The 24449-nt window shown below is 71.4% G+C and carries 18 protein-coding genes and 1 pseudogene; 6 read left to right on the top strand and 13 right to left on the bottom strand.

The features are described from left to right. The 4 genes from ACWCSU_RS43980 to ACWCSU_RS43965 are packed head-to-tail and all read right to left on the bottom strand — an operon-like array spanning nucleotide 1 to nucleotide 3818. A complete protein-coding gene (locus tag ACWCSU_RS43980) occupies nucleotides 1-1176 on the bottom strand; it encodes a cytochrome P450 (RefSeq protein ID WP_357710079.1) in 1176 nt (391 codons plus the stop codon). Beyond that, on the bottom strand, nucleotides 1173-2648 hold the full coding sequence (locus tag ACWCSU_RS43975; protein WP_449942459.1) for a CYTH and CHAD domain-containing protein: 1476 nt from the start codon (nucleotides 2646-2648) through the stop codon (nucleotides 1173-1175). The genes ACWCSU_RS43980 and ACWCSU_RS43975 overlap by 4 nt, the downstream gene beginning before the upstream one ends. A gap of 52 nt (nucleotides 2649-2700) precedes the next feature. Continuing rightward, nucleotides 2701-3051: a VOC family protein gene (locus ACWCSU_RS43970; RefSeq protein ID WP_397038418.1), complete on the bottom strand. Its 351-nt coding sequence runs from the start codon at nucleotides 3049-3051 to the stop codon at nucleotides 2701-2703. Continuing rightward, a complete protein-coding gene (locus tag ACWCSU_RS43965) occupies nucleotides 3048-3818 on the bottom strand; it encodes a trans-aconitate 2-methyltransferase (RefSeq protein ID WP_449942458.1) in 771 nt (256 codons plus the stop codon). The genes ACWCSU_RS43970 and ACWCSU_RS43965 overlap by 4 nt, the downstream gene beginning before the upstream one ends. 56 nt (nucleotides 3819-3874) lie before the next feature. Between ACWCSU_RS43965 and ACWCSU_RS43960 the strand changes: the two genes are divergently transcribed. Further along, nucleotides 3875-4378, top strand: coding sequence for a MarR family winged helix-turn-helix transcriptional regulator (locus tag ACWCSU_RS43960; protein ID WP_357710067.1), 504 nt, complete (start codon nucleotides 3875-3877; stop codon nucleotides 4376-4378). Nucleotides 4379-4415: 37 nt separating this feature from the next. On the opposite strand, the gene ACWCSU_RS43955 is transcribed toward ACWCSU_RS43960, so the two are convergent. The 4 genes from ACWCSU_RS43955 to rsmA form a co-directional block, all read right to left on the bottom strand. Further along, complete coding sequence (locus tag ACWCSU_RS43955) at nucleotides 4416-6233, bottom strand: ABC-F family ATP-binding cassette domain-containing protein (RefSeq protein WP_449942457.1); 1818 nt, start codon at nucleotides 6231-6233, stop codon at nucleotides 4416-4418. A 151-nt stretch (nucleotides 6234-6384) separates the two neighbouring features. After that, nucleotides 6385-7287: a 4-(cytidine 5'-diphospho)-2-C-methyl-D-erythritol kinase gene (locus tag ACWCSU_RS43950; protein WP_357710061.1), complete on the bottom strand. Its 903-nt coding sequence runs from the start codon at nucleotides 7285-7287 to the stop codon at nucleotides 6385-6387. A gap of 352 nt (nucleotides 7288-7639) precedes the next feature. After that, the gene (locus tag ACWCSU_RS43945; RefSeq protein ID WP_449942456.1) at nucleotides 7640-8272 is read right to left on the bottom strand and encodes an NlpC/P60 family protein; all 633 of its coding nucleotides are present in this window, start codon (nucleotides 8270-8272) and stop codon (nucleotides 7640-7642) included. 209 nt (nucleotides 8273-8481) lie between these two features. Further along, nucleotides 8482-9360, bottom strand: a complete 879-nt coding sequence (gene rsmA / locus ACWCSU_RS43940; protein ID WP_449942455.1) for a 16S rRNA (adenine(1518)-N(6)/adenine(1519)-N(6))-dimethyltransferase RsmA — start codon at nucleotides 9358-9360, stop codon at nucleotides 8482-8484. Nucleotides 9361-9407: 47 nt separating this feature from the next. Here rsmA and ACWCSU_RS43935 point away from each other — a divergent pair, with 47 nt between their 5' ends. Together ACWCSU_RS43935 and ACWCSU_RS43930 are read left to right on the top strand one after the other, a co-directional pair. Next, nucleotides 9408-11492 carry a protein kinase domain-containing protein gene (locus tag ACWCSU_RS43935; protein WP_449942454.1) on the top strand — a complete coding sequence of 695 codons (2085 nt, stop codon included), beginning with the start codon at nucleotides 9408-9410 and terminating at the stop codon, nucleotides 11490-11492. Next, complete coding sequence (locus tag ACWCSU_RS43930; protein ID WP_449942453.1) at nucleotides 11489-12700, top strand: FG-GAP-like repeat-containing protein; 1212 nt, start codon at nucleotides 11489-11491, stop codon at nucleotides 12698-12700. The genes ACWCSU_RS43935 and ACWCSU_RS43930 overlap by 4 nt, the downstream gene beginning before the upstream one ends. A 19-nt stretch (nucleotides 12701-12719) precedes the next feature. Here the strand turns inward: ACWCSU_RS43930 and ACWCSU_RS43925 are convergent, their stop codons facing one another. Together ACWCSU_RS43925 and ACWCSU_RS43920 are read right to left on the bottom strand one after the other, a co-directional pair. Then, a complete protein-coding gene (locus tag ACWCSU_RS43925) occupies nucleotides 12720-13565 on the bottom strand; it encodes a resuscitation-promoting factor (RefSeq protein WP_357710046.1) in 846 nt (281 codons plus the stop codon). A gap of 146 nt (nucleotides 13566-13711) precedes the next feature. Next, nucleotides 13712-14566: a TatD family hydrolase gene (locus tag ACWCSU_RS43920; RefSeq protein ID WP_449942452.1), complete on the bottom strand. Its 855-nt coding sequence runs from the start codon at nucleotides 14564-14566 to the stop codon at nucleotides 13712-13714. A gap of 18 nt (nucleotides 14567-14584) precedes the next feature. On the opposite strand from ACWCSU_RS43920, the gene ACWCSU_RS43915 reads away from it, so the two are divergent. Next, nucleotides 14585-17776 (top strand): ATP-binding protein, encoded by a 3192-nt coding sequence (locus tag ACWCSU_RS43915; protein ID WP_449942451.1) that lies wholly within the window; start codon nucleotides 14585-14587, stop codon nucleotides 17774-17776. Nucleotides 17777-17844: 68 nt separating this feature from the next. Next, the gene (locus ACWCSU_RS43910; RefSeq protein ID WP_357710038.1) at nucleotides 17845-19074 is read left to right on the top strand and encodes an FAD-dependent monooxygenase; all 1230 of its coding nucleotides are present in this window, start codon (nucleotides 17845-17847) and stop codon (nucleotides 19072-19074) included. Here the strand turns inward: ACWCSU_RS43910 and metG are convergent. Together metG and ACWCSU_RS43900 are read right to left on the bottom strand one after the other, a co-directional pair. Then, nucleotides 19019-20800, bottom strand: coding sequence for a methionine--tRNA ligase (gene metG / locus ACWCSU_RS43905; RefSeq protein ID WP_357710035.1), 1782 nt, complete (start codon nucleotides 20798-20800; stop codon nucleotides 19019-19021). The two genes, ACWCSU_RS43910 and metG, sit on opposite strands and share 56 nt — an antisense overlap. A 119-nt stretch (nucleotides 20801-20919) precedes the next feature. Continuing rightward, nucleotides 20920-22140, bottom strand: a complete 1221-nt coding sequence (locus ACWCSU_RS43900; RefSeq protein WP_357710032.1) for a glycosyltransferase — start codon at nucleotides 22138-22140, stop codon at nucleotides 20920-20922. A gap of 160 nt (nucleotides 22141-22300) precedes the next feature. On the opposite strand from ACWCSU_RS43900, the gene ACWCSU_RS43895 reads away from it, so the two are divergent. Beyond that, nucleotides 22301-23788, top strand: a complete 1488-nt coding sequence (locus ACWCSU_RS43895) for a hypothetical protein (RefSeq protein WP_449942450.1) — start codon at nucleotides 22301-22303, stop codon at nucleotides 23786-23788. On the opposite strand, the pseudogene ACWCSU_RS43890 reads toward ACWCSU_RS43895, so the two are convergent. After that, nucleotides 23724-24449: pseudogene (locus tag ACWCSU_RS43890) on the bottom strand (phospholipid carrier-dependent glycosyltransferase); the annotation flags it as partial. The gene ACWCSU_RS43895 and the pseudogene ACWCSU_RS43890 sit on opposite strands and share 65 nt — an antisense overlap.

The following is a 24449-nucleotide window of genomic DNA, read 5'->3' as shown; positions in this document are numbered from 1 at the left end:
TCACCAGGTGACGGGCAGGCGGGCGAAGCCCTGGGTCAGCCTGCCCTCGTTGCGCGGCAGCTCGGCGAGCGGGACGGCCAGGCTCAGCCCGGGGAAACGCTGGAAGAGCCGGCCGAACACCGCCTCCAGCTCCACCCTGGCCAGGCTCGCGCCGACGCAGAAACGCGGGCCGTACCCGAAGGCGAGGTGCGGGTCGGTGGGCGGACGCCCGATGACGAAGGTGTCGGGATCGGGATAGACACGCTCGTCCCGGTTCGCCGGGCCCGGGTTGAGCACGACGGCCTCGCCGCGGCGGATCGTGCGGCCGTCGATCTCGATGTCCTCGTGGGCGTACCTGGGCAGTCCGTGCAGGCTCGGCACGGCCATGCGCAGGATCTCCTCGACCGCGGCGGGCGCGAGCCCGGGGTCGGCCCGCAGCAGCGCGAGCTGGCCGGGGTTGGCCAGCAGCAGGAGCACGCCGTAGTCGATGCGGTTGACCGTGGTCTCGTGCCCGGCGAACAGCAGGCCGGCGGCCAGTTCGGCGATCTTGCCGTCGTCGTCCAGCTCGCCGGCCAGGTCCGACAGGACGTCCTCGGCCGGCTCGCGTCGCTTGCGCTCGATCAGCCCGGCCATGTACGCGCTCAGCTCCGCCCGCGCCGCCTGGCCGGCCGCCTCGTCCCGGAGGTCGGCCATGCCCGCGGACAGGCCGCTGAAGTACTCCCTGTCCTCGTACGGGACGCCGAGAAGCCGGCAGATGACCAGCACGGGCAGTGGGAAGGACAGCTCGGCGTGCAGGTCGGCCGGCGGCGTCAGCCCGGCCAGGTGGTCCAGCCGCTCCTCGACCAGGGAGCCGACGTGGCCGGCGAGCCTCCTCATCCGCCGGGCCGAGAAGGCGGGCGTGAACAGCTTGCGCAGGCGCTCGTGGTCGGCCTTCTCGGTGGCGACCTCGCCCTGCGGACCGCCGAGGAGGACGGAGTTCGACACGCGCGCCGCCCGCTCGGGCTCGGGGTGGGAACGTCCGAGCCGGCTGTCGGTGAACAGGCTGCGTGCCTGCTCGTAACCGGTGACCAGCCAGACCTCGTCGCCCACCGAGGTGCGCACCCGCGCGATGCCCTCCTTCTCCCGCAGCTCCCGGTAGGCCGCCGGGACTTCGAGAGGGTCGCTGCGCGCGAAGGGGATTGCCGGAAGGTTCGTCATAGAACCTTCTTAACCGCCTTCACGGTTTCCGCCCAGACTCTGGGGAAATCGGCCTGGGCACGTTCTGCCGTGTTGCGTTCGATCCCGATCAGCAGCCCGTACGTGAAGGTGTCCTCGCCCGCCTGCCGGGCGACCTCGGCCTCCTCGGCCAGCGTCTGCTGGGCGACCACACCGTCCCGGTGTGCTCCCAGGATCTCCTGGACGTTCTCGGCCAGCTCGGCGAGCCTGGCCATGTCCTTGCCGAGGGTGGGTTCGAGGGCTTCGGCGGTGTAACGAGCGCGTTTGGCCGCCTTGCGGACGTCGTGCAGGGCGATCTCGCGGCGTTCGGCGTCCTCGACGGCCTGCGCGGCCTCGTACGCCCTGGTCACGCGGCCCCAGCCCGCGGAGGCCAGGGCGGTGAGCTTCTCCTTCGCCGGTTTGGCGGCGGCCTTGCCCAGGTCGGGGGTGGCGATCAGCGCGTCGAGGGCGTCCAGGAGGGTGTAGTAGCGGTCGCCGCTGAGTGCGTCCTTGATGCGCTCGTACGCCTCCTGCTCGCGTTCGCGCAGATCCGAGCCCAGACGGGTGCGGATGGGGCCGGTGACCAGCTCGGGGGCGAGGCCGGCCAGCTCACCGGCGAACCTGGCCCTGGTCACCTCAAGGTCGCGGGCCTCGCCGAGGACCGTGCCGAGCCAGCGCAGCTCGTCCTGGATCGTCTTCGTACCGGTCACCACCGACTTGAACGCCTTGAGCGCGCTGCGCAGCCTGCGCGAGGCCACCCGCATCTGGTGGACGGCGTCCTCCTCGGCCCTGCGCACCCGTGGATCCTGGCCGAGGAGGGCGGCGACCTGGCTCGACAGGTAGTCGATGACGGTGTCGGCGGCCGTACCGGGCTCGGTGGCGACTCTGGCGGGCGGGGTGGGGTCGAGGAGCCGGGCGAGCTTGCTGGCGCTCCCGGCCGGGCTCGCCCCCGCCTTGCGCAGCCGCTTGCCGACCTTGGCCAGCAGGTCCCGCCGGTCCTCGGCCATGAGCTCGGCCTCGACCTCACGCCACCGCAGCACCTTGCCGTCCCGGTGGACGGTGCCCTTCACCCGGTCGTCGGCGATCTCGACCAGACCGGTGCCGCCGTCGTGCAGCAGGGTGACGCTGCGACGGGTGTCGAGCTCGGCGACGACCTGAAGCTCCGCGCCCCTGGCGTAGGCCCGGACGAGTTCGGCCAGCTCCGGCGGCACGATCTTGGTGCTGCGGGTGAGCGGGCACGTGATCTCCTGGCGCACGCCCTTGGCCTTGGGCAGCTTCAGGTGCCAGCCCGCGTCGTCGCCGCCGCGCCTGCGTCTGAGCGTGACGCCCCGCGCGGCCAGCCGCAGATCGGGCGTGTCGTAGTAGAGCGCCACGAGCTGATGGCTGCGCGGGCCCGTGACCTGGGCCAGGCCGCTCAGGTCCGGGATCGTGTAGTCGGATGGGACGTCGAACTTGTCCTCGATCTCGATGCCCACTGCACCTCACAAGTGTGCGATTTCGGCCCATGATGCCACCTGGAGGTGAACATCACACGGCTTGCAGGAGCTCGATGCGATTGCCCACCGGGTCCGTGACGTAGATCCGGCGGTAGCCGGGGAACAGGTCGTCGGGCACGGCGTCGGGGATCTTCGCGGCGTACGCGTCGAGGTCCTCGACCAGGAAGGCCGGGTGGGCCTTGCGCGCGGGCCTGAAGTCGTCCTCGATGCCGACGTGGATCTCCACACCGTCGCCGCGGAACCAGGCGCCGCCGCGTCTGGCCAGCTCCGGGGGCTTGGGGACCTCGCGCAGCCCGAGCACGCCCTCGTAGAAGGCGCGCAGTTCGGGCTCGCTGCCTCGGGGCGCGGCGAGCTGGACATGGTGCAGGGCTGTGATCGTCATTTCTGGGCCACCACGAAGATGCGTCGGAAGGGGAAGGGGGTGCCGTAGCTCCTGGCCGGGTAGGCCTCGGCGAGCGGTCCGGCGAGGTCGGCCTTGAACTGCCGCTGCTCCTCCGGGTTGAGCCGGTCGAAGATCGGGCGCAGGGCCGTGCCGGAGACCCAGTCGAGCACCGGGTTCTCGCCCTGGAGCAGGTGCACGTACGTCGTCTCCCAGGCGTCCACCTGGCAGCCGCCGTCGTTGAGGAAGTCGAGATACCGGACCGGGTCGTCCACCGGGTTGCTTCTGTTGAGATCGCTGAGCCGGTCGGCCCAGGCGCGGGAGGCGCACAGCTCGCGGATGGCGACGTGGCTCGGGGCGTCGAAGTTGCCGGGCACCTGGAAGGCCAGCCAGCCGCCGGGGGCCAGCTCCTCCAGCCAGTGTTCGAGCACGTCGTGGTGGGAGGGCACCCATTGCAGGACGGCGTTGGACACGATCACGTCCATCGGGCGGTCGGGGTGCCAGGTGTCGACGTCGGCCACGGCGAAGTGCACCGGGGTGTCGAGTTTGCGGGCCTTCGTGATCATCGCGGGCGAGGCGTCGAAGCCTTCGACGGTGGCCCCCGGCCAGCGCTCGGCGAGCATCACGGTCAGTTCGCCGCTGCCGCAGCCCGCGTCCACGACATAATCGGGAGCCACCGCACCGACTCTGGATATCAGCTCGATGAACGGCCGCGACCGCTCGTCGGCGTAGACGGCGTAGGTCACCGGGTCCCAGATATCTCTTGACATAGAGATAATTGATATCGAGAGAGATATCTCGATGTCAAGACAGTAGACTCTGTGTCATGACGCCACAGGATGACGAGGTCGACCGGCTGGTCGCGGCATGGCGGATCGAGCGGCCCGACCTCGACGTCGAGCCCCTCCAGGTCCTCTCCAGGGTGTCACGGCTGGCCAAACATCTCGACCGCGCCAGGCGGGCGGCGTTCGCCGAACATGATCTGGAGCCGTGGGAGTTCGACGTGCTCACCGCTTTGCGGCGGGCCGGGAAGCCGTACGAGCTGAGCCCCGGGGCCCTGCTGCGGGCCACACTGGTCACGTCCGGGACGATGACCAACCGCATCGACCGGCTCGCCCAGGCCGGGCTGGTACGGCGGCGGCCCGACCCCGAGGATCGGCGCGGCGTGCTGGTGTCGCTGACGGAGACAGGGGTGGCCCAGGTGGACGCGGCGTTCGCCGGCCTGCTCCGCCGTGAGCGCGACCTGCTCTCCGGCCTCCAGCCCGCCGACCAGCGCTCCCTGGCCGCCCTCCTGCGCCTCCTCCTCGCCCCCTTCGACTCCCCCCAGTGACCGCACGTCTCGGGGTGCCGCCTGGGCTGAGGTGAGGTCAGTCGCCGAGGCGGTCGGCCACTTCAAGCCATTCCGCCTCGACGGTGTCCTTCTGGGCCAGGACGTCACGTAGCTGGGCATCGAGGGAGCCCAGCTTGGCGTAGTCGCTGGCGGCCTCGGCCATGGCGGCGTGGAGGCGGGCCTCCTGGTCGCCGAGCTTGTCGAGCTGGCGTTCCAGGCGGTTGAGTTCCTTGCGGAGCTCGCGTTCCTCCTTGGCCGACAGCCCGGTCTCCGGCTGGGCGCCGGAGGCAGCCGCGGCAGGAGCCGGAGCGCCGGACGCCGGGGCAGGGGTGCTGCCGAGGCGGGCGGTCACGGCCGTGCCGGCGCTGCGGCGTTCGAGGTATTCGTCGACCCCGCCCGGCAGCAGCGCGAGCTTGCCGTCACCCAGCAGCGCCACGCACCGGTCGGTCACCCGCTCCAGGAAGTAGCGGTCGTGGCTGACCAGGATCAGCGTGCCCGGCCAGCCGTCCAGCAGGTCTTCGAGCTCGTTGAGCGTCTCGATGTCGAGGTCGTTGGTGGGCTCGTCGAGGAGCAGCACGTTGGGGTCGTCCATCAGCAGCCGCAGCAGCTGCAGCCGCCGCCGCTCGCCGCCGGACAGATCGCCGATGACCTTCCACTGCGCGTCGCCCTTGAACCCGAGGCGCTCCAGCAGCTGGGACGCCGTCCACTCCCGCTTGCCGAGCTGGAGGTACTTGCGGATCTCCTCCACCGACTCCAGCACCCGCCGCGACGGATCGAGCTCGGTCAGCTCCTGGGACAGGTGCGCCAGACGCACGGTCTTGCCCCGGATCAACCGGCCCGAGTCGGGCTGGACGCCGTCGGCGAGCAACCGCAGCACCGACGACTTGCCCGACCCGTTGACGCCGATCAGCCCGATCCGGTCGCCCGGCCCGAACTGCCACGTGCAGTGGTCGAGCACCAGCGGCCCCGCGCCGGGGCCGCCCGCGTGCAGGGTGACGTCTTCGAGGTCGTAGACGGTCTTGCCGAGCCTGGCCGCGGCGAACCGCATCAGCTCGACGGTCTCCCGCGCCGGCGGCTCGTTCGCGATCAGGGCCTGCGCGGCGTCGATCCGGAACTTCGGCTTGGACGTGCGGGCGGGCGGACCGCGGCGCAGCCAGGCGATCTCCTTGCGCATGAGGTTCTGGCGGCGTTCCTCGGCGGCCTGGGCGATGCGCGCCCGCTCGGCCTTGGCCAGCACGTACGCGGCGTAACCGCCCTCGTAGCGCTCGACCCGGCCGTCGACCACCTCCCACGTGCGGGTGGAGACGGCGTCGAGGAACCAGCGGTCGTGGGTCACGACCAGCAGGGCGCTCTTCCGGGCCGCCAGGTGGGCGGCGAGCCAGGCGATGGCCTCGATGTCGAGATGGTTCGTGGGCTCGTCGAGCATGACCAGGTCGTGGTCCTCGATGAGCAGGCGGGCCAGCGCAGTACGCCTGCGCTCGCCGCCGGACAGCGCGGTGGCCTTGGCGCCGAGGTCGAGGTCGCCGATCAGGTTCGTGAGGATCTCGCGGACCTGCTGGTCGCCGGCCCATTCGTGCTCGGCCCTGTCCCCCAGGACGAGCTCGCTCACGGTGGCCTCGGGGTCGAGGGTGTCCTGCTGGGACAGGAACCCGACCCGCAGCCCGCGCGTGTGGGTGACCCGGCCGCTGTCGGGGCGCACGTCACCGGCGATGACCGAGATCAGGGTCGTCTTACCGCCCCCGTTGCGGCCGACGACGCCGATGCGCTCCCCGGCCTCGATGCCCAGGGAGACGTCGCTGAGGAGCGGCTTGGGCCCGTAGGCGTGGGAGACCGACTCAAGGTTGACCAGATTCATGACATGTCCAGGGTATCGGTCCGCCCAACCGCTTCCCGACGCCCAGGACGTCCCTTGATCGTCTGCGGGCCGGGGATTGCCGGACCTGATGCCCTCACGGGCGCACGGACCCGCCCCGGGCCCTTCGGGGCAGAGGGCCGGGGGCAGGGGGTTACAGCAGGGTGGCGCCGGTTACGGGGCCGTGGGCGGCGACCGTGGTGGTGGCGGCGCCGGTGGCCGTGAGGCTGTGGGCCAGGTCGCGGGCGTGGGTGGCGTCGATGGCCAGGAAGGCGCAGGTGGGGCCGGAGCCGGAGACGATCGCGCCCAGCGCGCCGTGCTGACGTCCGGCGTCGAGGGTGGTGGCGAGCTCGGGGCGCAGGGCCAGGGCGGCGGCCTGGAGGTCGTTGCTCAGGTGGGCGCCCAGGGAGTACGCGTCGCCGGTGCCGAGGGCCTCGATGAGCGGGGCGTCGAGCTCGGGCCAGGGCACGCGGGCGTCGGAGGCCTCGCGCTGGCGGTCGCACTCCGCGTAGACCTTGGCGGTGGAGAGACCGCCGTCGGCCAGCGCGAACACCCAGTGGAACGTGCCGCCCGTGGGCAGCTCGCTGAGCTGCTCGCCGCGGCCGGTGCCGACCGCCGTGCCGCCGAGCAGCGAGAACGGCACGTCGCTGCCCAGGTCGCCGGCGATCTCCATGAGGTCCTCGAAGGGCAGGCCGAGCCCCCAGAGCTCGTTGCACGCCACGAGGGCGCCCGCCGCGTCGGCGCTGCCGCCCGCCATGCCGCCGGCGACCGGGATGGCCTTCTCGATGATCAGATCGGCGCCGTACGAGCGGCCCGCGTGCTTGGCGAGGGCGCGGGCGGCGCGGATGGCAAGGTTGTCGTCGTCGAGCGGCACCTGGTCGGACCACCTGCCGTTGACCGTGACGGTGATCGACTCGGCCTCCTTCGCGACCACCTCATCGAAGATCGACACTGCGTGGAAGACATTGACCAGGTCGTGGTAGCCATCTTCCCGGAGCGGGCCGACTGAAAGCTGCACGTTGACCTTCGCGGGCACACGTACGGTCACCGAACTCATCGATCTTCTGCCACTTTCATCGCTTGCCGGGGTCAAGGACACTCGATGTTATCGGGGTGGGGTGCGCTGACATGCGGTTCTCGGAATTCGACGTGTGAGATGGCCGACTGTGGACCACGCAGGGTGATCTTCGTCAGCCTTTCTGCCGTTCAGGCCCTCATACGGTGACATCGCCGCCTATTCTGCCTCGGTCTTCTTCTCGGGTCGCCGCCTTCCGATCACTTCGGTGACGGTGGTGGCCGGGTGCTCTGGAGTCGGTGGGGGACGTTGCGGGGGTTCGAGGTGGCGGGCCACCCGCCGTGACGGGCGTGGCGGGTGGCCGCTCGGTGAGCTCGTTGTGGTGACCTCGGTGTCAGGCGGGGCGGACGGTTCCTCGGTAGGCGGCCCGGTAGTAGGGGGAGCTCAGGAAGTTGGTTCTCCGGACCACGTCGCCTGTGCGAGGGGCGTGGATCATGAGGTCGCCGCCGAGGTAGAGCGCTACGTGGGTGGGGTCGCCGGTGCCGCCGAAGAACAGGAGGTCGCCCTTGCGCCTGGCGGCGAGGGGGACCCTGCGGCCCTGGCGGAACTGGGTGCCGGTGTAGTGGCCCAGCCTCACTCCGGCCTTGGCCCAGGCGTAGAGGGTGAGGCCGCTGCAGTCGAAGCCTCTCGTGTTCGCGCCGGTGCCCACTCCGACGGTGGGGCCTCTTGAGGAGCCGCCGCCCCAGGAGAACGAGACGCCGAGCTGCGTCAGGGCCGCGCCGGCTGCGACTTCGCCCTTGTGCCTCGGGCGCTTCCTGGGTTTCCTGGGCTTCGGTCTCTTGGGGTGGTGGGGGGCTGGGCACCCGGTGGTGGCGGTTGCTCCGGCGCCCGCCGCGGGGATCGTGAGGGTGGCCCGGAGGCATGAAGCCGGTGTGGCTCGGGCGAGGGCGGGGTGGGCGCCTGCGACGGCCAGCAGGCCGCCGGTGAGGACGATCGACAACCGGCCGGCGTGGCGGCGAGCGGTCATGAGTGGCTCCTTCGTCGTGATGAGGGACGGGAGCCAGGATCATGCGAGCGGGCGTGGGGTGGAGGGGCCGAACGGCGTTCTGTGGACGGGCGCTCGTCGCGCGGCCGGGGTTGTGGACAACCGCGAAAACCTGGAGGTCAGGGCTTCTGCCCGACCCAAGGCTTACGTTTGGCTCAGGGCCTACGTTCGGCTCAGGGCTTCTGTTCGGCTCAGGGCTTCTGTTCGGCTCGGGGCTTCTGTTCGGCTATTCGGGCGAAGGATTCGATGGTGAGTTGTTCGCCTCGGGCCGACGGGTCCACGCCGGCGGCTCGTAGTGCCGTTTCGGCCTGGGACGGGCTGCCGGCCCAGGTGGCCAGAGCGGCCCTCAGGGTCTTGCGGCGCTGGGCGAAGGCGGCGTCCACGACGGCGAACACCTCTTCCCTGGTGGCCGTGGTGGCGGGAGGCTCGCGACGGACCAGGGAGACCAGGCCGGAATCGACGTTGGGGACAGGCCAGAAGACCGTACGGCCGACGGGGCCGGCACGGCGTACGTCGGCGTACCAGGCGGCCTTGACCGACGGGACGCCGTACACCTTGGAGCCGGGACCGGCGGCGAGGCGGTCGGCGACCTCCAGTTGCACCATGACCAGGCCCTTGCGCAGCGAGGGCAGCCTCTCCAGGAGGTGGAGCACCACGGGGACGGCCACGTTGTACGGCAGGTTGGCCACCAGGGCCGTGGGGGTGTGACCGGCGAGGTCGTCGAGGGTGATCCGCATGGCGTCGGCGTTGACCACCGTCAGCCGCTCGGACGGGCCGCGGTCGGCGACGGTGAGGGGCAGTTGGGTGGCCAGGACCGGGTCGATCTCGACGGCCACCACGTGCGCGGCCTCGGGCAGGAGCGCCAGGGTGAGCGAGCCGAGGCCGGGCCCGACCTCGATGACCACGTCGTCGGCCGACAGGTCGGCCACGCGGACGATGCGCCGGACGGTCCCCGCGTCGATCACGAAGTTCTGGCCTAGCCTTTTCGTGGGGCGCAGATCTAGCTTGTTCGCCAAAATACGTATTTCTGCAGGGCCCAACAGCCTCATCATCCAACCAGTCTCCCGCATCGAAGAACCTGCGATGGCGGATGGGGGAGACCTAAGGAGAGGATGGCGTGGAACAGGAAGGGACGTCCCTGATGGAGCCAACGGGCGCCGCGCCGCTCCGTCCCACCGATCTGCGGGAGATCGGGCCGTACCGGCTGCTCGGACGGCTCGGCGAAGGCGGCATGGGGACCGTCTTCCTCGCCAGGGCCCCGACGGGGCGGTTCGTCGCGGTCAAGGTGGTGAAGGCGGAGTTCGCCAATCAGGAGGGGTTCGCCGCCCGCTTCCACGCCGAGGTGGACAACGCGCGCCGGGTGGCGTCGTTCTGCACGGCCCAGGTGCTCGACAACGGCGACACCGGGGACGGGCGTCCGTACATGGTGACCGAGTACATCGCGGGCACGCCCCTTTCCGACCAGATCACGACCTTCGGGGCGCTCGACCCCGGGCCGCTGCACGGCGTGGCGCTGGGGGTCGCGGCGGCGCTGGCGGCGATCCATGTGGCCGGGCTCGTGCACCGGGACCTGAAGCCCGCCAACGTCATCCTGTCGCTGTCCGGGCCGCGGGTGATCGACTTCGGGATCGCCAGGGCCCTGGACAGGGAGACCGGGTTCACGCTCTCCGGCGAACTGCTCGGCAGCCCCGGGTGGTGGGCTCCTGAGCAGGTGCGCGGCGAGCTCGTGTCCCCGGCGGCCGACATTTTCGCCTGGGGGTGCCTGGTGGCGTACTCGGGGAACGGGCGGCATCCGTTCGGGCGGGGCGATCCCGTCACGATGGCGACCCGCGTCCTGAACACGCCGCCCGATCTCGGCGCGCTTCCCGCGCCGCTCAACGAGCTGGTACGCCGGGCCACCGCCATGGATCCCGCGCAGCGGCCCACGGCTCAGGAGCTGCTGATAGCGCTGGTGGGCGGGAGCACGCCGGCGATCGCCGACAATCCGCCCACGCTGGTCGCCACCGAGATGCTGACCGACTGGGAGCCGCCGCGGAACGTCGTGGACGAGCCGGATGTCACGGCCACGTTCACGACCCCGCCGCCGGGCGACGCGACAGGCGCCCGAAGCCCCGCCCCTGGGGCCGGGCCGCGGTCGGGTTCCGGCTCCGGTTCCGGGACGGGGACGCGGCCGGGTTCTGGGGCGGGGTCGGGAGCGCCGTCAGGGGCGGGGGGCGGAGAGAGGGCAGGGCGGCCCAAGGTGCCGGGGGCGTTCGGTGCGGACGCGGCGCCCACCCCCCGGAGCGCTCCGGGGGCCGGGTTACCTGGGGGGCAGGCGTCCCTGGACGAGCTGGCGCGGCGCGAGGAGCAGGCCGCCCGCGAAGAGCTGGCCCGCTGGGAGGCCCAGGCGCAGGCGCGCCGCCAGGAGCACGAGCGCCAGTTGGAGCAGGCCCGCCTGCTGGCGCGCAGGCAGGGGACCTCGGGCGAGCAACAGGCCCGTCCCCGGCCTGGCACCGAGCCCCCCACCCGGGCCGAACCCCGGTCGGACACCGAACCCCGAACCCGCGCCGATCCCCGAACGGGCACCGAACCCCGAACGGGCACTGAGCCCCGGACCCGCGCCGAACCCCGGACGGGTGCGGGTACGGATCCGGGCGTTCTGACGTATCCGCCCGACGAACCGGACACCCTGGGCGGCACCCGCACGAAGGGCACCCGCTGGCTGATCGCCGCCGCGGCGGCCGTCCTGGCGATCGTGGTCACCGTCACGGTCCTGATCGTGAACTCCAGCCACAACTCCCCCGGCGTGGCCACCTCCAACAGCCCCTCCAGAACCGTGACGAACCCGCGCACGGGCGACGTGGGCCGCAGGTTCGCCCTGGGCGGGAACTTCGACGACCCGGTCGCGGTGGTGCCGGAGGCACCGACGTGCGGGCTGAAGGAGTTCGAGGGACGAACCACCACGAAGGGGCAGCTCTGCGTGGTCCACTGGACCATGATCAATCCAGGCGGCGAACGCCGTCCGCTCGGCCGTCCCGTCGTCACCATGGTCGACGACAAGGGTGGCGAGCACGTCCCCGCCCAGGTCGCGCTGCCCGCGGCCATCCAGCCGGGCGAGCGGGTGGACGGCGCCTTCGTGTTCGACCTGGCGCCCTATCGCAGGCCCGCGAAGATGATCGCGACCATGCTGGAGAACGGCCGACAGATCGAGGTCGCCCTGTGAATCTCACCGGACCCGTCAGGACGGCCGTGGTGATGGCCGTCGTGCTCGCAGGCGTCCCGCTCCCGGTGCGGGCTTCCGCGCAGGCGGTGGCGTGCGCGGGAGCCGCCGACGTCGACGGTGACGGCGCGGACGACGTGGCCGTGGGCGACCCGTTCGGCGACGGCCAGAAGGGGTCGGTCCACCTGCTGTCGGGCGACAAGGTGACCCCTGTGGCCGTGCCCGGGCCGGTCAAGGGGGACGGGCTGGGCTGGTCCGTACGGCTGGCCGACGTCAACGGCGACGCCTGCGCCGACCTCCTGATCGGCGCCCCCTTCGCGGACGTGGACGGCGAGCAGGACGCGGGCAGCGTCTACGTCGTCTACGGCGGCAAGGCGGCGCCCCCGCAACGCCTGACCGCCCCGCAGCCGCAACGGTCCGCGCACTTCGGCTGGTCACTGGCGGCCAAGGGGAACCTGATGGTGATCGGCGCACCCTACGAGGACGACGGCCAGATCCAGGACGCCGGCGCGGTCTACGTACGCCAGGGCACGGGCGCGCTGCGCCGGATCAGCCAGGAGACCGTGGACGTGCGCGGCAACAGCGAGGTCGGCGACCAGTTCGGCTGGTCACTGGCGATCGGCCCGAAGAACGGCCTGGTCGTGGGCGTCCCGTACGAGAACGACGACGGCGCGGGACGGCAGGTCCAGTCCGGCAAGATCGACTCGGGCTCGGTGGTCTTCATCGACGACGTGCTGGCTCCCCGGATCGCGAGCCTGAAACTGGACTCCCCCACCAAGACCTCCGGCGACCGGTACGGCTACGCGGTCGCCTACGCCGAGGGCCACGGGTACGCGATCAGCGCCCCGGGCCCGGGTTACGTGCAGTTCCTCGACCCGGCGAAGAAACAGACGAGGATGGTGAAACAGGGCGGCAAGCAGGCGTTCGGCTTCTCGATGGCCGCCTCCTCCGACGGGAGGCTGGCCGTCGGAGCGCCCTACGGAGGCGGCGTCCAGGTGTTCTCGTGGCGGAACCCGGCCGACGACCGGAAGCTTCCGGGGGCGGAGGGGCTGTTCGGCTGGTCGGTGACGTTCAGCGGCAACAAGCTCTTCGTGGGCCAGCCGGACGGCCCGCCGTACGGGAAGGTCGCGGTGGCGCCGCGCAACGCCGACGACCTCCAGTCGCTGCAACCGCCCAAGGGCACCGACTTCGGAACCTCACTGGCGGGGTGAGCGGCCCCCTCCAAGCGCGTCAGCTGAACAGGTGATCGCCGCAGTTCGGCCACTGGGTCTGCCACCGTCCGCCGACCCGCTGGTAGAGAAGCTGCGCCCGGTAGGTCTGCTCCTCCTCCGGCCAGGCGCTCGGCAGCCCCACCCCGCCGACCGCCTGCCACATGGGCAGGCTGAACTGGTACATCCCGTAGTAGGGACCGTCGGGGTTGTACGCCAGGGGGTCGCCGCGCGCCACGCAGTTGGCCAGCGCCTGCCAGTCGAGCCTGGTCACCTCCCAGGGGACCTGTACGGCTCGCGGCGGCATGACCGTGATGACCGTCCCGTCCTTGGGGAAGCTGCCGAGCGGCGGTCGCACCATGGACCCGTGCCGGACGACGACGCGCTCCTGCCGGAGCACCTGCCGCACGGTGCGCGCGGTGGTGCGCGCGGCGAGCCGGGTGGTGCCCGTGACCACGTAGACCCTGCGCTCGGTGAACGCCGTGAGCGACATGCCCGACAGCGGCACCGGGCGGCCGGGCGGCGCGGACAGGCTGCCGGCCGCCGCCTCGACGTCGAGCTCGGCCAGGGCGTCCCGGACGTTCGTGGCGGTGACCAGGTGGGTCGTGGTGCGGCCGTCGAGGGTCAGCGTGATCGGGCGGGCGTGGCGTACCTCGATGGTGGAGCCGTCGGCGAGGTCGGCGCTCAGGTCGGGACGCACGACGTCGCCCAGCCCCACGGTCACGCCCGCGTCGGCGAGCACGTCCGCCACCTGCCCGGCGAAGCCGCGGACGGCGACCGGCGTGCCGTCGACGACCACGACGACGTCCTTGACCAGGTACGAGACCGCGACCAGCAGGCCGGCGGCCAGCGTACCGACGACGCACACCACCGGCGTCCACGGAGAACGCCAGGGGATCCGCGGACGCGGCGCACGCCTCCTGCCTCGCACGAACCACCTCCGGATACGGCCTGGGACCGCCCGAACGTTAGCGGCGGCGGCGCGCCCGCCTCCACCGCTTCACGCAAAGATGGTCACCACTCGCCGAAGACCGTGACTCCGTTCGTGCTGATCGCCTCGCACAACTCGTCCGGATGGACACCCTTGACCTCGGCGAGGCAGCGCAGGGTGAGCGGGATGAGGTAGGGGGCGTTGGGCTTGCCCCGGTACGGGACCGGCGGCAGGTAGGGGGCGTCGGTCTCGACGAGCATGAGCTCCATGGGGGCGACGGCGGCGGCCTCGCGCAGGTAGCCCGCGTTCTTGTAGGTGACGGGCCCGGAGAAGGACATGAAATATCCAGCTTCGGCGCACTTTTTCGCCATTTCGGCGTCGCCCGAGTAGCTGTGGAACACCACCTTGTCCGGCGCGCCCTGCTCGGCCAGCACCTTCAGGACGTCGTCGTGCGCGTCGCGGTCGTGGATGACCAGGGCCTTGCCGGTGCGCTTGGCGATCTCGATGTGGGCGCGGAAGCTCGCGTGCTGGTCGTCCTTGGCCGCCCAGTCGCGGAAGTAGTCGAGGCCGGTCTCCCCCACCGCGCGGACGTCGGCCTGCCGAGCGAGCGACTCGATCTCGGCCAGCACCTCGGGGGTCGCCTCGTGGGCCTCGTTGGGGTGGATGGCGACCCCGGCGTACACGCCTTCCTGCTCGGCCGCCACCTCGGCGTTCCACCGCGAGGAGGGCAGGTCGTACCCGATGGTGACGAGCCTGGTCACGCCGACCTCGCGAGCGTCGCGCAGGATGCTCCGTACGGTGGCCGACGCCGCCTGGGCGGCCTGGGCCACCGGGTCGCCCGAGGACGCCTGCCGGTTGCCCACCATGATGTCCAGGTGGCAGTGGCTGTCGAACACCGGTGCGGAAAGCGGCTCGGGCGCGGCGGGAATCTTGCTCACGGATCTAAAGTAGCCTCCATGCGCTTCGGCATTCTCGGCAGCACCCGGGCATGGGACGCGGCTGGCGTCGACGTACCCCTGGGTGGTCCGGCCAGGCGCGCGCTGCTGGCGTTGCTGCTCGTCCGTCCGGGCGAGATCGTCAGCCAGGACCGCCTCGTCGACCTCCTGTACGGCGACCGCTCGCCCAAGAACGCCCAGCACGCCCTGCACTCCCAGGTCTCCCGGCTGCGCGGCGACGGAATTCCGGTCGAGCTGACCGCCGCCGGCTACCGGCTGGCTGCGGACCCCGAGGACATCGACGCCGGTCGTTTCCTCCGCCTCGCCGACTCCGGTCGCGCCGCCCTCCTCGGTCACCAGGCCGCCGGCGCGGCGCGGGGGACGGACCGGGCGGAAGGCGTCCGGAGCGATCCGGTGCTGGCCGGGGGGCTGTTGCGGGAGGCGCTGGCCCTGTGGCGGGGGCCCGCGTTCGCCGACCTCGACCCCGTGCACGGCGCGCGGCTGGAGGAGCGCCGCCTGGCCGCGCTGGAGGACCGGATCGAGGCCGACCTGCGGTGCGGGGGCCACCGGGGCGTCGTCCCCGAGCTGGGCGAGCTGGTCGAGCGCCACCCGCTGCGCGAACGGCTGCGCGGCCAGCTCATGCGGGCGTTGCGCGCCGACGGCAGGCAGGCCGAGGCGCTGATGGTCTACGAGGAGACGCGGCGGCTGCTGGCCGAGGAACTGGGCGCCGACCCCTCCCCCGAGCTCGCCGCCCTCCACCAGTCCCTCCTCCGCGGCGACCTGCCCCCGCTCCCCGAATCACCCCCGGAGCCGGCGGCGAAGGCCGTGGCGGCGGCGCCGTTGCCGGGGCGGCTCACGAGCTTCGTCGGCCGCGACGGCGACCTGGCCGAGGTCGCGGCGCTGCTGTCCGCCGCCCGGCTGGTCACGCTGCTCGGCCCCGGCGGCGCGGGCAAGAGCCGGCTCGCGGTCGAGATCGCCAGGGGCCACCACGACGCCGTCCTGGTCGAGCTGGCCCCGCTCAGCCCGGGGGCCGACCTCGCGCGAGCGGTCCTCGCCGCGCTCGGCGTGCGCGACGGCGCGCTGCTGGGGGCCGCGACGCTGGGCGCGTCCGGGGAGCCGGATCCGCAGGCCCGTCTGGTGGCGGTGCTCGCCGACCGCCCGGTCCTGCTGGTGCTGGACAACTGCGAGCACGTCGTGGGCGAGGCCGCGGCACTGGCCGAGCGGCTGCTGTCCGCGTGCCCGGCGTTGCGCGTGCTGGCCACGAGCCGCGAGCCGCTCGCGATCACCCCCGAACACCTGTGGCCGGTACGCCCCCTCGCCCCCTCCGACGCCCATACCCTCTTCACCGACCGGGCCAAGGCCGTACGCCCCGGTTTCGCCCCTGGTGAGCCGGTCGAACGCATCTGCGCCGCGCTCGACGGCCTCCCGCTGGCCATCGAGCTGGCGGCCGCCCGCATGCGTACGCACGAGGCCGATGAACTGGCCGAACGCCTCGCCGGTCAGGGCCGGTTCAGCCTGCGCGGCAGCCGTACCGCCGACGCCCGGCACCAGACGTTGCGCGCGGTCGTCGCGTGGAGCTGGGAGTTGCTCACCGAGCCCGAGCAGGCCATGGCCATGCGCCTGACCGTCTTCTCCGGCGGGGCCACCGCGACCGCCGCCGCGGCCGTCTGCGGCCTGCCCGAGCACCTGCTCGACTCGCTGGCCGACAAGTCGCTCCTGGAGGTGGCGGGCGGCCGCTACCGCATGCTGGAGACGATCCGGGCGTTCTGCGCCGACCGGCTCGGCGAGGAGGCCGCGCGCTACCGGCGGGCGCACGCCGCGTACTTCCTCGCGCTGGCCGAGGAGGGCGACCCCCGGCTGCGGGGCGCCGAGCAGCTGCCGTGGCTGGCCCGGTTCGCGGCCGACCACGACAACCTTCAGGCAGCGCTGCGCTGGACGGTGGAGCAGGGCGAGGTGGCGCTCGGGATGCGGCTGCTGGCCGCGCAGACGTTCTCGCTGTGGATGCGCGGCATGCGCGCGGTGCCGGCCAAGGCGGCGGCGGCCCTGCTGGAGGCGGCCGGTCCGCGGCCCGACCCCGCCCTGGGGGACGCGTACCTGCTGACCCTGCTCACCGCGGCGAGCGAGCGGCGCGAGCTGTGGGAGCGCCACAAGGGCGCCGCCGAGACGATGATCACGGCGGACGGCCTGCGCAACCCGATCGTCACGTGCCTGTGGCCGATGGTCACCTCGGCGGCGGTCGAGCCCGGCGCCACGATCGCGCTGATCAGGCGCGGCGAGCGCGGTACCGACGCGTGGGAGCGGGCCGCCACCCGGCTGATCTGGGCCTATCCGCGGATGGCCGCGGGCGAGTTCGCCGCCGCCGAGGAGGACCTGGAGAGGGCGCTCCAGGGCTTCCGCGGGCTCGGCGAGCGCTGGGGCTCGGCGATGACGCTCGACGCGCTGGCCTGGCTGGCCAGTACGACCGGCGACGAGGCCACCGCCCTGGCCCGCACCGAGGAGGCCATCGCGCTGGCCGAGCAGCTCGGCGCGGAGGAGGACCTGGCCGACCACTACTGCAACCGGGGCGACTACCGCATCCGGCACGACCTGGACGGCGCGCGGGCCGACTACGAGCGCGCGGCCGAGCTGGCCGGGCGTACGGGCGGCACGATCCTGCCCGCGGCCCTGCGCGGCCTGGGCGACGTGGCGGTACGCGAGGGCGACCTGGCACGGGCCCGCGAGCTCTACGAGGACGCCTTGCGGCGATCCGACCCGATATGGGTGAAGACGTCCGGGAACATGGCCAGGCTGCTCGTCGGGCTCGGACGGCTGGCCGCGGCCGAAGGGGACGCGGCCGGGGCGCGGGCCTCCTACCTGCGGGCGGTGGAGAGCACGGTCACGTCGGGCGCGCTGTCGGAGAGCGTCAGGGCGATCGAGGCGCTGGCGGCGCTGGCCTGCGACGACGACCCGGCGGCGGCGGCCACGCTGCTCGGGGCCGCCATCGCGATCCGCGGCATCGACCTGCCCGAGGACGACGACGTCGCCGGGCTGTCGCGGCGGCTGCGCGAGGCGTTGGGCGAGCAGGCGTACGCGGGGGCGCGGCGCGCGGGGGCGAGGCTCTCGCACCGTGAGGCCCTGATGCTGGCCGGCGTCCCGGCGGAGGTGGTCGACGCCTCGCCCCTGCGCTCGATCGACGACTTCCCGCCGCTCGAACCCCCGACCGCCCTCCGGTGAGCGCGGCCGGGCGAGGCGGTGAGCGTGGGGTGAGGGGGCGGTGAGCGGGCCCCGGCAGGCTCTGGGGCATGGACATCCTGATCTCCGGCGCGAGCGTCGCCGGCCCCGCCCTGGCCCTCCTCCTCACCCGCTCCGGCCACCGCGTCACCGTCGTCGAACGCGCCCCCGCCCTGCGTGAGGGCGGCTACTCCGTCGACTTCCGCGGCGAGGCGCACATGGCCGTGCTGCGCGCGCTCGGCATCCTCGCCGACGTCGAACGCCTCCAGACCCACATGGGCGACATGTCGTACGTCAACGAGTCCGGCAGGAAGCTCGCCTCCGTGCCCGGCGACCTGTTCTCCGGCGACGTCGAGATCCTCCGCGGCGACCTGGCCCGCATCCTCTACGACGCCACCAAGGACCGCACCGAGTACGTCTTCGGCGACTCCATCACCTCCCTGGCCCAGGACGCGGACGGGGTGACGGTGGCGTTCGAGCGGGGCGCGACGCGCCGGTTCGACCTCGTGGTGGGCGCGGACGGCCTGCACTCCAACGTGCGCTCGCTCGCCTTCGACGCGCCGGAGGCGGCCGTCACCAGCCACCTCGGGCTCTACTGCGCGGTGTTCACGCTCGACAACTACCTGGACCTCGACCACACCGGCCTGCTCTACAGCACGCCCGGCAAGACGGTCGGCCTCTACAGCGCCAGGAACAACACCGAGGCCAAGGCGATGTTCTACTTCGGCTCCCAGCCGCTGGAGCACGACCGCCGGGACGTGACCCGGCAGAAGGAGCTGCTGGCCGAGGCGTACCGAGGGGTCGGCTGGGAGACGCCCACGCTGTTGCGCAAGATGTGGGAGGCCGACGACTTCTACTTCGACTCGACCAGCCAGGTGCACCTGGACTCGTGGTCGCGCGGCCGGGTGGTGCTGATCGGCGACGCCGCCTGCTGCCCGTCGCCGCTGTCGGGCATGGGCACCGGCCTCGCGCTCGTCGGCGCCTATGTGCTGGCCGGCGAGCTGGCCGCGGCGGGCGGCGATCACCGCGCCGCGTTCGCCCGGTACGAGCAGGAGGTGCGCGGCTACGCGACCGGCTGCCAGAAGTCGGCCGTGGGCGTCAGCAAGTTCATGGTGCCGGAGAGCCGGCTGATGGCCTGGTTCATGAACCAGAACTACAAGATCATGCCGTATCTGCCGTGGAAGGGCATGATGGCGAAGTCCGTCAGGAAGACGGCCTCCGCCATCACGCTCAAGGACTACGGCCTCAGTCGGCCAGCCGGCCAAGCTCCTCTTCGACGACCTTCTGGTCGAGCTTCTTGAACAGCGGCACGGGCGGCGCGAGCGGGGTGCCCGGCTTGATCGGCCGGTGCTCCCAGCGCGCCGCGCCGTCGTACTCGCCGGTGATGACGGGGTAGGGGGCGCCGCCGTCCTCGTCGACCTCGCGGATCTCCGGCATGCCCGACCAGACGCCCTCGCCGCCGAGCATCGCGAAGACCTTGTTGGACGAGCCCGGCAGGAACGGGGTGAGCATCGTCTTGGCGTCGTCGACGACCTGGAGCGCGACGTGCAGGATCGACTTCTGCCGCTCGGTGTCGTCCTTGAGCTTCCAGGGCTCCTGCTCGGCCAGGTACTTGTTGGCCTCGCGGACGACGTCGAACGCCTCGGTGATCGCGTTCTTGAACCGCGACCTGCCCAGCTCCGCGCCCACGGGGGCGAACGCGTTGCGCGAGCGCTCCAGCATGGCCCGGTCGGCGTCGGTCAGGTCGCCGGCCTCGGGCACGACGCCGAAGTTCTTCGACGCCATCGAGATCGACCGGTTGACCAGGTTGCCCCAGGCGGCGACGAGCTCGCCGTTGTTGCGGTTGACGAACTCCTGCCAGGTGAAGTCGGTGTCCTGGTTCTCGGGGCCGGCCACGGCGATGTAGTAGCGCAGGGCGTCGGCGTCGTAACGCGCCAGGAAGTCGCGTACGTAAATTACTACTTGCCTGGAGGAGGAGAACTTCTTGCCCTCCATCGTCAGGAACTCGCTGGAGACCACCTCGGACGGCACGTCGAGCGCGCCCAGCTCGCCGGGCGAGCCGCCGCGCGCGCCGATGCCGCTGTAGCCGAACAACATCGCCGGCCAGATCTCGGCGTGGAAGACGATGTTGTCCTTGCCCATGAAGTAGTAGCCGCGGGCGTCGGGGTTCTGCCACCACTGACGCCAGGCGTCGGGGTCGCCGGAGCGCCTGGCCCACTCGATGGAGGCCGACAGGTAGCCGATGACCGCGTCGAACCACACGTAGAGGCGCTTGTTGGACTGGTCGCGCCACCCCTCCAGCGGGATCGGCACCCCCCAGTCGAGGTCGCGGCTGATCGCGCGGGGCTGGAGGTCACCCAGCAGGTTGAGCGCGAACTTCAGCACGTTGGGTCGCCACTCGCCCTGCTTGGACTGCAGGTAGGAGCCCAGGACCTCGGCGAAGGCGGGCAGGTCGAGCATGAAGTGCTCGGTCTCGACGAAGACGGGGGTCTCGCCGTTGATGCGGCTCTTGGGGTTGATGAGCTCGATCGGGTCGAGCTGGTTGCCACAGTTGTCGCACTGGTCGCCGCGCGCGCCGTCGTAGCCGCAGATGGGGCAGGTGCCCTCGATGTAGCGGTCGGGCAGGGTACGGCCGGTCGAGGGCGAGATCGCGCCCATCGTGGTCTTGGGGAAGATGTAGCCGTTGTCGTAGAGACCCTTGAAGATCTGCTGCGTGACGGCGTAGTGGTTCTTCGTCGTGGTCCGGGTGAACAGGTCGTAGGAGAGCCCGAGACCGGTCAGGTCTTCGGCGATCACCCGGTTGTACCGGTCGGCCAGCTCGCGGGCGCTGACGCCCTCCTTGTCGGCCTGCACCTGGATCGGGGTGCCGTGCTCGTCGGTGCCGGACACCATCAGCACCTTGTTGCCCGCCATCCGCTGGTAACGGCTGAAGACGTCGGACGGCACGCCGAAACCCGATACGTGCCCGATGTGGCGGGGGCCGTTAGCGTACGGCCACGCGACGGCGGTCAAGATGTGCTGGGACATGACCTAAGCCTACGGGGCCCGGCCCCGCTCCTCGTCCAAACCCCCAACCCCCGCACGGAAAGACGGAAGCCGGCGCCGGCACGTGGCCGGCGCCGGCTCCCACCGGGACGCGGAGGCCCCTAGCGCTTGGACTCCTCCAGGGAGACCGCCTCGGCGGCCTCCTCCGCGGCCTTGGCGGCCACGTCGATCGAGCTCTCCTTGGTACGGCGGATGCCGAGGATGCTGATGAACAGCGAGGCGAAGATCGTCTGGAAGCTCATGACGAGCGCCGTGGCGGCCGGGACGACCATGCGCAGCGACTCGCGCGGGTCGAGCGCGCCGAAGCTGCGCACCTGCCAGTGGACCAGCGACATCACCAGGCCGACCAGACCGGCCAGCGCCAGCAGGCCGCCGACCACGAGGCCCTTCTCCAGCGTGACGATGTCGATGATCTTCCGGATCCGCGGCGACTCGGGCAGGAAGCCCTCCTCGGCCGCGTAGACCTTCGTGAACAGCGCGAACAACGCCGCCTGGAAGCCGATCACGACCAGCGCCGAGGACCCGACCAGGGTGTCGACGTCGAAGGCCAGCTCGCCGATCTCCACCGGCCCGAACGTCAGCGCCGTGCCCGCGACCAGGCCGAGGGCCATCAGGAACACGCCGGGGTAGAAGAACAGCCACTTGGGGCTGTACAGCAGCAGGAAGCGCAGGTGACGCCAGCCGTCGCGCCAGGAGCGCAGGTGCGGCGGGCGCGAACGGCCGTCAGGCGAGAGCGTGGTGGGCACCTCGCGCACGTCGAGACCGGAGAGCGTGGAGCGGACGACCATCTCCGAGGCGAACTCCATGCCGCCGGTCTGGAGGTGGAGGCGCAGGATCGAGTCACGGCGGAAGCCACGCAGGCCGCAGTGGAAGTCGCCGATGGCGGACGGGAAGAACAGCCGGCCGACGAACGACAGCACCGGGTTGCCCAGGTAGCGGTGGAGCGGGGGCATGGCGCCCGGGGCGATGCCGCCCTTGAAGCGGTTGCCCATCACGAGGTCGGCGCCGTCGCGAAGCTGCTCGACGAACGGGAGCAACGAGGTGAAGTCGTAGGAGTCGTCGGCGTCGCCCATGATCACGTACTTGCCGCGGGCGGCGCGGATGCCGCCCATGAGGGCGTTGCCGTAGCCCTTCTCGTCGACGTGGACGACACGGGCCCCGGCATCACGAGCGAGCTGCTGCGAGCCGTCCGTGCTGCCGTTGTCGGCGATCAGGACTTCCCCTTCGATTCCGTGCTCCTCCATGCACGCCAATGCCTTGCGCACACAGACTTCCACGGTCTCCGCCTCGTTGAGGCAGGGCATGACCACCGTCAGTTCCACGTCTCAACCCTTCAGTAATAAGGCTCTTCCAGTGAACCATCATGCCCTGTGCCCGGCGTGCTCGGGTCAAGACCTAAAAACGACTGGCATTCTTTACAGCATGGTGAGCGTCGCGGAGATTACCCCTGTGGACCACTCCGCTCCTGGCCGGGCAGCTCGCGTGCTGTCCCTCGTGCGCCGTCATCGCGTGTTCGCCGTGGCCTTCGGCGTCGGTGCCGTGCTGCGGCTGATCACCATGCTCGGCTACGGCCCGGCCATGTGGTTCAACGACTCCTACGAGTACGTCAACGTGGCGCTGCACCCCAGGCCCCATCCGATCAGGCCCGACGGCTACAGCTTCTGGCTGATGCTGCTCAAGCCGTTCCACAGCTTCACGCTCGCCATCTTCACGCAACACCTGATGGGCCTGGCCGCGGCCGCGCTCATCTACGCCCTGCTGCGCTGCAAGTTCGCGCTGCCCAAGTGGGCGGCCACGCTGGCGGCGGCGCCGGTGCTGTTCGACGCCTACCAGATCCAGCTTGAGCAGATGGTCATGTCCGACACCCTGTTCACGCTGCTGGTCGTGGGCGTGGTGACGCTGGTGCTGTGGAAGCGGCGGCTGTCGTGGCGGGCCGGGATCGTGGTCGGGCTGCTGCTCGCGATGACCTGGCTGACCCGTTCGATCGGCATGCCGATCCTCGGGCTCGTGGTGCTCTATCTGATCGTCCAGCGCGCGGGGTGGCGGCCGATCGTGGCGGTGGTCGCGGCGTGCGCGCTTCCCGTCCTCACCTACATGGGCTGGTTTTCCACAAATTACGGCAAATTCGCCATGACCAACAGCGACGGGCTGATCCTCTACATGCGTACCGCGATCTTCGCCGACTGCGGCAAGATGAAGATCGACAAGTACAAGGAGGTCCAGCTCCTCCTGCTGTGCATCAACGACCCGGTCAACCAGCGCAAGGACTACGCCCAGTGGTACCTGTGGGGCCAGGGCAACGGCGACGGCACGGGCACCGGCGAGGTGCTCCACCGGTGGGGCATCAACAAGAAGTTCAGCGGCATCACCAACGACGCGGCCAGCGCGTTCGCCACGCGGGCGATCCTGTCCCAGCCGGGTGACTATCTGAAGGTGGTCGCGCGCGACTTCTTCCGTTCCTTCCACTGGGGACGGCCGCGCTTCCCCGACGAGTCGACGTACAACATGTACCAGTTCAGGCCGTATTACGAGGTCGACGACACCGGACGGCCCAAGCGGCTGCCGAAGTGGTCCTCCTACGGGGGCGGCCACACCGACACCGACGCGTTCAGCTACGAGCAGGGCCCGCCCGAGACCAGGATCGTCCACCCGTGGGCGGACATCATGAGCGGCTACCAGAAGATCTTCTACCTGCGCGGCATCATGCTCGGCGGAATCATGCTGATCGGCCTGTACGGCATCGCCGTCCGCTGGCGCAGGTTCGGCGGCCCGGTGGCGCTGCCCTGGCTGGGGGCGTTCGGGCTGTTGCTGGCCCCGGCGGCGACGGCCGAGTTCGACTACCGCTACGTGCTCCCGGCCGTCCCGCTGGCCTGCGTCGCGGCGGCCATCACGCTGCGCAAGGGCGTTACTTGGGGGCGGCGGTCACCCAAGAGCGCATCAACATCCGAGCCCACCACTGTGTCTGCGTGAGCGTCTCGGCCGTGAGCACCGGCTGCAGCCACCAGAAGTTGATCAGCACGATCATCGCGAACGCGCCCGCGAACGCCGCCCCGACGGCCCTGCGCGTGGGCGGCGCGTCCGCCGGGCCGAGCACGAGCCCGGCCATCAGCACCACCGCCAGCACCATGAACGGCACGACCGGGAGCATGTAGAACAGGTACATCGTGCGGTCGTCGGCCAGGGCGTAGTAGAACCAGGGCAGCCAGCCCATCGCGTACGCCAGCAGCACCGCCCCCGCCCGCCAGTCGCGTCTCCTGACGTACAGGACGACGGTCCCCACCAGCGCGAGCAGCGCGCCGAACCACAGGGCCGGGGTGCCGACGCCGTGGATCGCCTGCGCGCAGGCCGAGGCCCCGCACGCCGACGGCGGCACGTCCGCCGGGTAGTAGAACGACACCGGGCGGAAGAGCAACGGCCATGTCCAGGGGTCGGACATGTACTGGTGATAGTCGCGCACCCCGCTGTGGAAGGTGAAGACCTGCCATTGGTAGTGGATCCAGGAGCGCATGGAGTCGAACAGGAAGAAGAAGGGGCCTGAGGAGGTGGCCTGGTCCCAGTTGCGGCCGTAGCCGTTGGCGGAGGCGAACCAGCCGGTCCAGGTGGCCATGTAGGCGAGGAAGGGGATGAGGGT

This window comes from Nonomuraea sp. NPDC001699, assembly GCF_053596455.1.
The sequence above is the reverse complement of the archived record's forward strand: the minus strand, read 5'-3'. Positions and strand labels throughout refer to the sequence as shown.